Origin of the sequence: Proteus sp. G2626 (genome assembly GCF_009915985.1) — a bacterium.
GTDB lineage: Bacteria > Pseudomonadota > Gammaproteobacteria > Enterobacterales > Enterobacteriaceae > Proteus > Proteus vulgaris.
The window spans coordinates 204,854-217,450 of record NZ_JAABNH010000013.1; the positions used below are offsets into that span (position 1 = coordinate 204,854).

At 33.2% G+C, this 12,597-nt stretch carries 12 protein-coding genes; 10 read left to right on the forward strand and 2 right to left on the reverse strand.

The genetic code is table 11. From position 1 onward, the window contains the following. Positions 1-462: 462 nt before the first annotated feature. On the forward strand, positions 463-1,200 hold the full coding sequence (locus GWJ05_RS07540; RefSeq protein WP_179951908.1) for an ankyrin repeat domain-containing protein: 738 nt from the start codon (positions 463-465) through the stop codon (positions 1,198-1,200). Positions 1,201-1,310: 110 nt separating this feature from the next. Here GWJ05_RS07540 and GWJ05_RS07545 read toward each other — a convergent pair whose 3' ends face one another. Then, entirely contained in the window at positions 1,311-1,604 is a 294-nt protein-coding gene (locus tag GWJ05_RS07545) for a helix-turn-helix domain-containing protein (protein WP_036935109.1), read from the reverse strand. Positions 1,605-2,364: 760 nt separating this feature from the next. Between GWJ05_RS07545 and GWJ05_RS18785 the strand changes: the two genes are divergently transcribed. Further along, positions 2,365-2,472 (forward strand): DUF2569 family protein, encoded by a 108-nt coding sequence (locus GWJ05_RS18785; RefSeq protein WP_072024218.1) that lies wholly within the window; start codon positions 2,365-2,367, stop codon positions 2,470-2,472. A gap of 65 nt (positions 2,473-2,537) precedes the next feature. Here the strand turns inward: GWJ05_RS18785 and GWJ05_RS07555 are convergent, their stop codons facing one another. Then, the gene (locus GWJ05_RS07555) at positions 2,538-3,953 is read right to left on the reverse strand and encodes an NAD(P)/FAD-dependent oxidoreductase (RefSeq protein ID WP_036935111.1); all 1,416 of its coding nucleotides are present in this window, start codon (positions 3,951-3,953) and stop codon (positions 2,538-2,540) included. 928 nt (positions 3,954-4,881) lie between these two features. Here GWJ05_RS07555 and GWJ05_RS07560 point away from each other — a divergent pair. The 8 genes from GWJ05_RS07560 (at position 4,882) to tagH (ending at position 12,596) form a co-directional block, all read left to right on the forward strand. Next, positions 4,882-5,223: an RHS domain-containing protein gene (locus tag GWJ05_RS07560; RefSeq protein WP_036935114.1), complete on the forward strand. Its 342-nt coding sequence runs from the start codon at positions 4,882-4,884 to the stop codon at positions 5,221-5,223. Further along, positions 5,220-5,366 (forward strand): hypothetical protein, encoded by a 147-nt coding sequence (locus GWJ05_RS07565; RefSeq protein WP_158482376.1) that lies wholly within the window; start codon positions 5,220-5,222, stop codon positions 5,364-5,366. Before GWJ05_RS07560 ends, GWJ05_RS07565 begins: the two co-directional genes overlap by 4 nt. Before the next feature lie 744 nt (positions 5,367-6,110). After that, a complete protein-coding gene (gene tssB / locus GWJ05_RS07570; RefSeq protein ID WP_036935117.1) occupies positions 6,111-6,608 on the forward strand; it encodes a type VI secretion system contractile sheath small subunit in 498 nt (165 codons plus the stop codon). A gap of 20 nt (positions 6,609-6,628) precedes the next feature. Then, positions 6,629-8,107 carry a type VI secretion system contractile sheath large subunit gene (gene tssC / locus GWJ05_RS07575; protein WP_036935118.1) on the forward strand — a complete coding sequence of 493 codons (1,479 nt, stop codon included), beginning with the start codon at positions 6,629-6,631 and terminating at the stop codon, positions 8,105-8,107. A gap of 5 nt (positions 8,108-8,112) precedes the next feature. Continuing rightward, positions 8,113-8,550 carry a type VI secretion system baseplate subunit TssE gene (gene tssE / locus GWJ05_RS07580; protein ID WP_036935121.1) on the forward strand — a complete coding sequence of 146 codons (438 nt, stop codon included), beginning with the start codon at positions 8,113-8,115 and terminating at the stop codon, positions 8,548-8,550. 1 nt (position 8,551) lies between these two features. Next, on the forward strand, positions 8,552-10,336 hold the full coding sequence (gene tssF, locus GWJ05_RS07585; RefSeq protein WP_161681263.1) for a type VI secretion system baseplate subunit TssF: 1,785 nt from the start codon (positions 8,552-8,554) through the stop codon (positions 10,334-10,336). Next, a complete protein-coding gene (tssG, locus tag GWJ05_RS07590) occupies positions 10,300-11,349 on the forward strand; it encodes a type VI secretion system baseplate subunit TssG (RefSeq protein WP_036935126.1) in 1,050 nt (349 codons plus the stop codon). The genes tssF and tssG overlap by 37 nt, the downstream gene beginning before the upstream one ends. Before the next feature lie 5 nt (positions 11,350-11,354). Continuing rightward, positions 11,355-12,596, forward strand: a complete 1,242-nt coding sequence (gene tagH / locus GWJ05_RS07595) for a type VI secretion system-associated FHA domain protein TagH (RefSeq protein WP_087803163.1) — start codon at positions 11,355-11,357, stop codon at positions 12,594-12,596. Position 12,597: the final 1 nt, after the last annotated feature.

Here is a 12,597-nt window from a genome sequence, read left to right on the forward strand (position 1 = left end):
AATAAAAAATCATAATAGATAAAAAAGATTATAAAACCCAAAAAACACCTATTATTAATTTAAATACAAGAAATCATAAATATTATAATTGTACTATTTTTAGTAATAGTAACATAAATTAAAAAGTAACCAATTATTACAGAGTAACTCTCAAATTAAAAAAATAAAATAAAGTGAATAATAAAATTATAGTGATAAAACATGAGGATATAATACAATTAAATGGTCATATGATGACAAAAAAAGAATAACTCTCATTATACTCTATGAAATGCAAGTAAAAACACTTATATTTAATCACTAAAGTCGCAAATCAATTAATAAGATTTATCTGCATTAAAAATACTTATTACCCTAGCCTCTCACTTACATTCTGTTTCAATTACCAACACTAATAAATATTAATCTTCAATAAAATAACTGTCATAAGTTTTATTAATTATTATATTACAAGGTGTATAAATGAATATGAAACCGTTTGTTATTTCATTATTATTAGTTTCTTTTGGCGCACAAGCATTGATTATCAATGAAAATAATCCACCAGAATATCAATCTTTTAAATCGAATTATTCTGATATGATTGAATTGGCTAATAAATCACGTTTACCACATCGTATTTTCTATACTTCACCAAGCACAGGTAGAAATGCATTATGGTTTGATGCGGTTAAACATGGTGATTTAAATGAAGTTAAAAAAATGCTTGCTAATGGTCAAGATATTGAAGCCAAAGATACTGGTAGCTTAGACCAAACTGCACTAGGTTGGGCTGCATTTATTGGTGATGAAGAGATGGTTGATTATCTTATTTCTCAAGGTGCTAATTTATGGGCTACAGATAAAGGTGATGTTTATAATGTCTTTAAGTCAGCAGTATTAGGAAATAATGTGAATGTAGTAAAAAAAATTCACGCCCTAATGAGAAGTGATATTGAACTCAATAATCAAAGAGTAGAAAGTGATGGTGAAACTTTTGTTATGATTGCTGCAAGCAATAATCGCATTGATACTGTAAAATATCTTATTTCTAAAGGCGCAGATGTTAATCTTGTTACCACAACACAAGATACATCTCTATTTTCTTATAATCATAGTGCATTAAGCTATGCTTGCCAAAATAATCTTAAAGACATGCAAATACTACTGATTAAAAATGGTGCCATAAATCATAGAACAGGAACTACATCCTGTGACTAATTCCCAAAATGCCATCTTATATAAGATGGCATTCCTACTATTAATTATCATCTTTTAAAATAGAAATTTAATTAAAAAATAAATCAATAAAAATATAGCAATACTATTTTTCAAATTATTTTTTTCTTTCTAAATATTACTATCTCACTGGGTTGTGCAATCGATTCTTTATCCTCAAAAATTATAAAATCTGTTTTTTTAGCCTCTAAAATAATACTTTGAGGTGTAACACCGAGAATATAAGAAATAGTAATCAATTGATCTACGGTTATTTTTAAATGTCCATTTTCTAATTGAGAATAATGTAATATACTTATTCCCAACCTTTCAGACATCTCATTTTCCGTGATCTTCAATTGTCTTCTTATCATTTTTATTCTACTTCCAACTTTGGTGTTAATCATCCCATTATTCTCCTTCTTTTATTAGATGATTATATCGATAGAACACCGAATTACAGTTTAAAAACGATTACATCATAAACTGAAGACACTTAATCATTAATTATAGAATGCTAGTAACACTACTTATTTTTATTAACCCTGTTAATAAGGTTATTCCGATATTTTAAATTTAAAATAATTTATATTTCTATAGATTATTTTAAAATAACTCACATTTAGAGTGACTCCATAGTATTAAGCACTAAAATAAAAATAAAATATTTTCCACTTTAACTGATTATATTTATTGGTTATTTTTAATTTTAATTTATTTTTTATAAAATTATTTACATATTATTTTCACATAAAAATACATTAGAATTTATTAATAATTTAGCAACAATAAGAAATAAAAATGATAAAATAAACTTGCATTAAATATGGTGAAAAAGAAATACCTCAATATACTGAGTATTGTGACGAACGTGAAAAAACCTTTAAAAAGATAGGGAGATAGATTTTACTTCCTGCGTTACTCTTACTATTTATGCTTGCTTCAGGAATATGTAGCTTCTATCAAACACTCGTTGAAGTGGTTCCAATTTATAGTTGTGCCACAACAATGGGACACTATTTTATTGGTTTAGGATTTACTTTAGATATAGTATTATTCGTGCTTATCGTGATCACCACAATTTTTTCTTTCAAAAATGTAAGAAGCCCCCACTCTTGATATTAGCCTTCTAATAGCGAATATTGCATTAAAGGAAACTATGACTTTATTGATGTACAATGTATTCTAGATATTACTAGAAGTATTTTCCATGTGGTAATTTGGATATCTTATTTTAAAATCTCCGTTCACATTAAAAGCACTTTTGTGAATTAAAAAAATAAAGCTGTTATTGGATATAAAAAACCCTCTATTAAGAGGGTGTTGGTATTTTAGCTAAATTAGAATCTATAAAGACTAAATGGTTTTGGATCTAAAACAGGTTTTTTACCAAGTAATAAATCAGCCGTTAATTCTGCTGATACTGGGCTTTCAGTCATACCCCAACCTGTTGCAGTATTAATCACTAAACCTGGATATTCTTTAACTTCTGAGATAATTGGATTCTCATCTGGTGCGATAGCCATTGCACCACTCCACTGATCAATTAATTTAGATTCTTTAAAGGCAGGAAATTCTGCTTTTAATTTTTCTAATGAAGTATTTAGCTCAGGTAAATCTGGCAGTGCTGTCATATTTCTAAATTGCTCAAACGGAGAAACTTCATCTAAGTTCCAATGCGTTGATTGCATAAATGAATTGATTAATTGTTCATTTAAAGAAATATGCACAGGGAAATCAGGTAGTGCTAATAATGGCAGATATTTATAACCATAAGTAAAGGATTCTTTCACTACTGGTGCCACAATAACACGAGGAGAAGTTGCATAAGTACCATCAGCTTGTTCACGGAAGAAAATACCACCTGGTAAAGCGACGTTACCACCCGGTGCCGTTGGTGAACCACTGATTAACTGTTGAGACTGATATGCAGGCAGTGTTGGAACATCAACATTGAGGTTTTGCATAAATAGGCGCGACCAAACACCACCAGCAACAACTACTTGAGAAGTTTTGATTGCACCTTTCTCTGTAACAACATCAGAAATCACACCCGCTTGCGTTTCTAAGCCACGAGCTGCACATTGCGTGTAAATTCGAACGCCCATTTTTTTAGCATATTCAGCCATAACGAAGGTTGCAACCTCAGGATCAAAGCTACCAGAATCTTCTTCAAAGCCAGCAATTTTCCAATCTGTTGTTGCGCCACGAAGACGTTGATTTAATTCTGTCCCTTCAATAATTCTGGTTTTAAATGGAATATCTGAGCCAACATTCTTACTTCTCTCGTCAATCCATTTTCTTACGTTTACTAAATCTTCTTCATCAAGAGGAACTTCTACACGACCTTGTGTACGGTAAGTGGTATCAATACCTACTTTCGCATTCATTTCACGCCAGCGATATTTCCCTAAATGGTGTAATAAGAATGTTTCATCAGGCATTTTATAGCTAATTGCTTGCCCGTAGAATCTAGAAGATTGCTCACCCGCGATATTACCTTTCTCTACAATCACAACAGATAAACCACGTTCTACAAGGTTAATGGCGGTCATAATACCGAGGATCCCCGCACCAATAACAACAACATCAGCTTGTTTTGGCAAAGCCCCCTCTGTACCTTCAACAAAACCATGTCTTGGCGTACCCGGAACAAAACGTCCTTCACGAGTTAACATTGGTGTTAAAATTCCGGCCCCAGCTGCCACAGCAACGACTGTTCCACCAATGATAAATTTTCTTCTAGATATCGCCATTTACACTTTCCTTTTACTATATGAATTATTAGCATTGAAATAGTAACGCCATTTCATTTCATTTGTAAAGTATTGGTAAAGTGTTTGTAAATTATTTTCTCTGTTTTTTTCATCAAAATTCGTACTATTTTATTTACTTATATAAAAAAAGAAAATTATCATCACATTGTTTTTTATCGATTATTTAATGGTATTAAGTCAAAAAAAAGCTTTCCAAGCTAGTCATTTCCTTGGTTTTTTAGCCTAAATGCAAAATATTTCACTACGATTGTTATATAGCCACAGACTAAAAATATGCTTATTTTTCATTCATAGCATGGGGAAAATTAATTGAGGATAATAAATTGATTAACAAATAATCCACAAAATTACTAATGTTACTAAGATAATAAGTTGGGTATATAAAAAAGGAGATAATGATAAGAAATATAACAATGGGCTGGTTATTTGATAGTGATTCAGAAGAAAATAAGGAGGTAATTGAAATGACCATACTTAAGATTATATTTATCTCTTTGCACAACCAAATTTTAAGTGTTTACTTTTAAACTAATAACAAAATAAGTCTTTTTTTGATTATTTTTGTAAAATAGACCTTAATTTTTCCTTATAAATCAACACTATTACAATTTGAAACAAAACATACACTTTGTTACATATTAAAAACCCATGTACATCAGAACGGACTGGCTTTAGCGAGATTTCGGATATTTACGAAAGTTAATTGTATAAGTGAATACGCTTATTACAAGAAACGAAAGCAGTAAATATCGTGTGAGCAATTACTTTACGCTAAGTCACTTATCCTACGAGGATACAACCCCCTTTCTCTCCTCTCCTTTCTTTACTTCCCTTCAAAATTACTTAAGCTACTCTTATCAGATCGCAGTGTGCACTGGCTGATTTTTATCGAAAGGACTTCAACAAAATGATTTTGTTGAGAAACGATTATTTACAACTGGCACAACAGCAACAAAAAGGCCGTGTCACTCGCCGTATCACCGCCAAAGGTTATCAAGACTATCACTACGATATTAATGGTCGATTAACGCAAAAAGTGGTTCATCAACACGGTGAAATCACCCCAAAGGCACGTTATCAACGTGGAAAACTGCATTATGTCGTCACTGACCATCAAGGTACACCACGCGAAATTTTTAGCGAAAAAGGGATTGTCAGCTGGGCGGGACGGTTAAATACCTGGGGGAAAATGACGTTTTGGCAATCCCATGATGATTATGCCGATAACGACCAGAAGAAACCGGCATGAAGCTCCCGATTGCAAGTCAAAAAATGCATATCGGTGTCTCTTACGATCCGTTGAATTGTTCAGGCTCTATCGTCTGCCATTATCGTTCAAATTTCAATAACGATATCGAGTGGAAAGCATTCCATAAACGAAATAAAAGATAATAATAACGGATAAATTATCTTCCATTAAGTGAAATAATATATTCTCTAGAGGTAGAGATAAATAATATTTTATCTCCACTTTTTATCAGTCATATTCAAGTGACATAAGATTTCCTTTTTGTTTTTCTTAAATAATTTCACTTAATATTATTTTCTTATATTAAAATTAACTTTCAAGCATAATAATAACACTAGGTTACATTATTTCTACTTATATCATAGTTTTATTTTTCATCAAAAAAAGCATTATATATAAAAAAATAAAATAAATAACAAATGGGAATTAAAGTAAAATTAACGTTAAATATCTTATATTTATAGAATTACAGAATAAATAATTCATAACGAAATTTTCATTTTCAATATTTATAATTTAAATTAAATATAAATTAATTTGTTCCTATCAAGTTGCATAAAATGAGTAAAATAGATAAAAAAACTTACTTATAAAGATAAATCATTATATTTAAATTAAATACAAAACTAATTAATTGTAAGGAAAAGTAAAAAACGTTAAATATTTCTTATTGACTCAAGAACTGTTTTATATAAAACTAAATGCATATATTAGAAAAAGTTATTTATTATTTTATTTTTAGTTATTATTTTATTTACGCCAGGAAAATTGAACTCATATAAGGTAATTATATTATTGCCTAGGATAGGTATTTCTTAATTTAAATTATTCATCAATACGCTGAGCATTTAATTAAGAACTTAAGCTAAATAAGGAGCTTAGTTTAAATGAGTAAAAATACTCTTGGTAGTGTTGCCCCCAAAGAACGTATTAATATCAAGTACATCCCTAATGATGGTGGTATTCAATCTGAAGTCGAATTGCCTTTAAATATGCTTATTGTGGGCGATATGAAAGGAAAGACAGAAGAAACCCCTATTGAAGATCGTAAAACCATTTCTATTCATCAGAACAACTTTAATTCCGTTATGGAAAGCGCTGGTATTAATCTTAATATTGCGGTTCCAAATACCTTAAATGAAAAAAGTGAATCTGATCTTAACGTCAATTTAGAGATTAAATCACTACAAGATTTTTCTCCTGATAATATTGCACGCCAAGTTCCTGAGCTAAAAAAACTATTAGAACTAAGAGAAGCGCTCGTCGCATTAAAAGGCCCTCTTGGCAATATCCCTGCTTTTAGAAAACGTCTGCAAGAACTTCTGGAAAATGAAGCAACTCGCGAACAATTACTGAAAGAACTTGATATTGCTAGCCAAAAATAATATTTACAGAGGATGACCTTATGTCTTTAGTTAATGAAGCCCAACAAGAGCAAGTGGCAATATCTGGCGGTTCTTTACTTGACGAAATTATGGCGCAATCAAGAATGTCGCCAGAAACGGAAGCCTATGATATTGCTAAACAAGGCGTTGCTGCTTTTATTAGTAATATTTTTGCTAATCCGTCAGAAGAAGAGCCTATTAATAAGCTTTTGATTGATAAAATGCTCGTTGAGTTGGACTCTCAATTAAGTGCCCAAGTTGACCAAATTTTACATGCGCCAAAATTTCAAGAAATTGAGTCATCATGGCGTTCATTAAAATTACTCGTTGATCGTACTGATTTCCGTGAAAACATTAAAATCAATATATTACATGCAACAAAAGAAGAACTATTAGAAGATTTTGAGTTCTCACCAGAAATTGTTCAATCCGGTTTTTATCAACATGTTTACTCTTCTGGCTATGGACAATTTGGTGGTGAACCTGTTGCGACAGTCATTGGTAACTATGCATTTAATAACACCACGCCTGACTTAAAATTAATGCAATATGTTAGTGCTGTGGGTGCAATGGCTCATGCTCCCTTTATTTCATCCGTTTCACCTAATTTCTTAGGTATTAATAGCTATGCTGAATTGCCTGCAATTAAAGATCTTAAATCTGTTTTTGAAGGCCCTGCTCATACGAAATGGCGTTCACTGCGAGAATCTGAAGATGCGCGTTATTTAGGTTTAACAGCACCTCGTTTCTTAGTGCGCTTACCTTATTCACCGACAGAAAACCCAATTAAGTTATTTAATTACTCTGAAGATGTGAAGCAAGATCATGAGCATTATTTATGGGGCAATACTGCATTCTTATTAGCAAGTTGTATTAATGATAGTTTTGCTAAATATCGCTGGTGCCCAAATATTATTGGCCCTCAAAGTGGCGGTACTGTTGGTGATTTACCTGTGCATAATTTTGAAGCAATGGGTGAATTACAAACTAAAATTCCAACAGAAGTGTTAGTTACTGACAGACGCGAATTTGAATTAGCAGAAGAAGGTTTTATCACTTTAACCATGCGTAAAGGTAGTGATAATGCCGCATTCTTCTCTGCAAACTCAGTACAAAAACCGAAAAACTACCCTAATACGCGTGAAGGAAAATTAGCAGAAACTAACTATAAGTTAGGAACGCAGCTTCCTTACATGTTTATTATCAATCGATTAGCACACTATATTAAGGTACTACAGCGCGAACAAATTGGCTCATGGAAAGAGCGTCAAGATCTTGAGCGAGAACTTAATATCTGGCTAAAACAATATATTGCAGATCAGGAAAATCCACCAGCAGACGTTCGTAGTAGACGCCCTCTACGCTCAGCTCAAATCCAAGTTCTGGATGTTGATGGCGATCCGGGTTGGTATCAAGTCGCTATTCAAGTTCGCCCTCATTTTAAATATATGGGTGCAAACTTTGAATTATCTCTTGTTGGTCGCTTAGATAAGGAATAAGTGCGATGACAGCTCTGTATAACTTGGAAGATAACCCCGCTTCCAGTTTATTTGAGCGCATACAAGGGAAGAGTGTAGGCTCTTCCCAACGCGCAAAAATCCAGGCGTTACTCATGTCAATTAAGCAAAATTTGAATCAGGTTTTAAATAGTAGACCGTTAGGTTGCCAAAGTACTCCCGCTTTAGGCGTTCCTGATTTAAATGATGCAACATTAACAGGAGTCGATTTCAAGATTCATTTATCCAATATTATTGCGGATTGCATTACCACTTATGAGCCAAGAATAACTAATGTCACTGTTCATTTTATAGAAAATGAAGCCGAACCATTGTCACTGCAATTTAGTATTACTGCTTTTATTTTATTAGAAAATAAAAAGCAGCTTATTGAATTTAACGTGCAATTAGACAGTAACCGTAGATACCAATTGACGCAATTTTAATATGTCTTCAAATCACTATTTTGATAATGAATTAAGCTATCTCAATAAGCTTGAACAGTATGTTGCAACTGAAAAACCGCAGCTTATTAATCAAATATCTGAAAAAGTGCGTGATCCTGACGTCGCACGCCTTTTAGATGGTATTGCTTATTTATCGGGTAATTTACGAGAACAAATAGATAGGCAATTTCCTGAACTAACAAACAGTTTAGTGAATATGTTATGGCCTGCTTACGCTCGTCCATTTCCTAGTATGACGGTTATGGAATACCGCACAGAGCCATCTCAAGAACACGCTATTAAAATAACCAAAGGGCAACCATTTAGTAGTCGCCCACTATATGTTCAAAATGACTTGGCTCAAAATGATGATGATAATTGGCATCAATGCCAATTTACACAATGTCGCGATTTATGGGTTTTACCCATACAAATAACACGTATTACTCAAAATAAAGATACGTTGGATATTCATTTTTCTCTAAACCAATTACAGTCGCTAGCCGCAGTTGGCTTAGAGAAACTGTGTATTTACCTTAATGGGCTTTCTTATACAACGACTCAGTTATTTTATTTATTAAATAGCAAAATAAAAAAAGCAAAAATAGCCACAGTTAAACATCAAATTACATTAGAACATTTTTCTGTTGAGCCTATTGGCTTTCATCCTGAAGACTCCCTTTTGCCTTATCCTAAAAATAGCTATGACGGATATCGCTTATTACAAGAGTATTTTTGTTTTCCTGAAGCATTTTTGTCTCTTGCCATAAAGGGATTAGACAATCTCCCACCTGCATTAAGATCGGATGCTTTTACATTATCAATTCAATTTGAATGTGATATTCCAGAAGCAATGCTTATCACTGAAGAGAGCATCAAGATTAATTGCGTACCTGCAGTTAATTTATTTAAATCTGAGAGTGAGGCGATTAATTTAACGGGAAAAGAAACGGAATATGTTCTGAATAAAAGCCATAAAAAACAAGATTGCTATGATATTTTTTCAATAAATACCATTCAAGGTTGGCGTTATATTCCTAATCAGAAGTCCTATATTACTCATTACACTGCTTTTGAAAGTTTTCATCATCAAAATAATCAAGAAAACCCAGAAAGAACAGGCTATTATCGCTTAAAAATCGCACACCATAAATCTAATTATGGTTATCAACATACCTTGTCTTTTGTGCGAAATAATGAAGAAAATTTACTCGACTGTGAAGAAAGTATTTCAGTCTCAATGAACTGTACTAATCGTACTTTAGCCTCTTCATTATCATCTCATTCAATAAATTTTTATGAGCATACTGCTATTGCTGGCATTTCATCTACCAGCAATATTATTAAGCCAACGAAAGCGCTTTATCCTTTATTAGGAAATACGCTGTATTGGTCTGAGTTGACTAATTTATCCATTAATTATCAATCTTTATTAAGTTTAACGGCACTTAAACAAATTTTACAGTTGTATGATTTTAAAGCGAGTTTTTTTCAACAATCTGCACGTCAGTCTCAAAAGTGTCTTGATGCAATCACTGATTTAAAAACAGAGTCTATCGAATACTTATATAAAGGTTTGCCTGTCCGAGGAGTAAAAACAACATTATCAATACACCAAAATGCGTTTATTTCAGAAGGCGCCATGTATCTATTTTGTTCTGTATTAGCACAATTTTTTACCCTTTATACCAGCGTTAATATGTTTCATGAATTGGAAGTTATTAATTTAGATAATAAGGATATTTATCTTTGGCCAGCGAAAATAAACCAGCAAATACTCAAATAACAGATATTGAGAAAATACAAAGCTGGCTAAATAAAAAAGCGGGCAAATCTGTTACTGAATATAGTTTCTATCAATTAGTTGAGTTGCTTAATAAATTGTATTCTCAAAAAACAGCATTCAATAATGAAAGCTTTATTCAGTTTAGATCAAGCGCCAATACGGCATTTCCAACTCGAGATGTTGTTTCCTTGCGCCAAGATGAACAAGGTCAGTTTGATTTAGAAGTCTCTTTTTTAGGATTACATGGTAGCCAATCACCATTACCCGGTTATTATCTTGATCATTTCGCATGGGAGGAAGCGCAGCAAGCAAATCAATTAACGGATTATCTTAATTTATTTAATCATCGCTTAGTCACATTACTTCATCGTATATGGCGTAAATACCGCTATTACATTTGCTTTGAAGATGGTGGGCATGATGCATTTTCTCGTTATATGTTTTCACTTGTGGGATTAGGAAGTGAAACCAATCGTGGCATAATGAATATCAACCACAGCAAAATGCTTGCTTATGCCGGATTACTTGCTAGTCCAAGTCGTTCTCCTGATGTTATTTGTAGCTTAATTTCTCACTGTTTTGATTTAGAAAAAGTTGAATTAATCGGATGGGAAATACGCAAAGTGCCTATTCCAGAAGATCAACAAAATCGTTTAGGCATTATTACTCGTCATTCAGGACAGAAATCTCGACCTAAAATGGTTTTAGGTGAGAATTTTAATATTGGCTCTCATATTTATGATTGCAATGGAAAGTTCACGATTGAAATCAGTGAATTATCCATTGAACGCTATATGTCGTTTCTTCCCAATGGCAAAGATTTTTTGTCACTCATTACTTTTGTTTCTTACATCATGCACGAGCAACTTGCGTGGGATTTACGCCTACGTATTGCGGACAAACAAACGAATGGAATTTGCCTAGGCAGAGCGCAACACAACCAATTAGGTTGGCAAAGCTTTCTAGGAAAACCTGAAGTCAATCCCAGTGTGACAATGACTATTTTGGAATAATATTTATGGATAATTATTTACCCACAATCTCTTTTCGCTTAATCAATAGTGAGTTGCTGGAAAGTGGCTATGTACCGAATAGTCAATTTACCCAACTTGGTGGCACGATTGGTAGCAATAAACAATCTCACTGGGTGATACAAGATACTCAATCCTCTATTGCTCCTACACAATGCGCTATTGTTTGGCAAGATAAGCAGTTTTGTTTAAAAACGCTTTCAGAGCCTATTTATATTAATAATGCTCTGATCCCTATTCATATTGGGGCGGTCTGTTTATCTCAAAATGATCAGGTCAAAATTGGGCAACTTGTTTTATCCGTTAATATCAATTTAACGCAAAACAATAAACCTGATCTTATGGCGATGACACCACAATCGTTGATCGAGACTGATGATAATCCGCTAGATCCTTTGCTACAAAAAAATTCCCCTTCTGTTCATAAAACCGAAAGCCATATGCCTTTAGCCCCAACGGTTTCAGGCTCCATGACGCATGATCCATTAAAAGCCCTTGAGAGCGAAAGCTTAGAGCTTATTCAGTCATCATCTTCTAACACTCATCACTACTCTCTTTCTTCGCCTCGTTCAGATAACCAGGGAGATCTCATGGTTCAGGAGTTTATGGATTTGCCAGAAATAACGTCTCAAGATAATGAAACAAATGCAGACGTAGACTATGTCGCAATTAATCCATTAATGAAAGGGCTAGGTGTACACCTTAACTTAAAAAACACCCAGCAAGCGAATGATTTTCTTATTGAATTAGGAAAAACGACGCAATTTGCAATTAAAGGTTTATTGGCATTACAACAGCAAGAAAATTTACAAGATAAACAACTGCGACCAATCGAAGATAACCCGCTTCGTTTAAATAATGAATATGACAGTGTTATGCGCTTAATGTTTACGGATGAACGTAGCCCTGTGCATTTATCTGCACCTTCGGCTGTTGCAGAAAGCTTACATAATGTGCAATTACATTATCATGCCAATCAAGAAGCCATTTCCGCTGCATTAGCTACCCTGTTAGATGCATTTTCTCCAGAGCATTTATTAAAACGCTTTTCTCATTATCGCCGTAGTTACGATAACAATTCAAATGACAGTGCTTGGGCTTGGAATATGTATACCAATTATTACAATGAGTTAGCATCTTCCCGCCAACAAGGTTTTGAGAAGCTATTTTACGAGGTTTATATCCACGCTTATGACCGAGCCTTAAGAAAAGGGCTTGATGAGGTGTGAT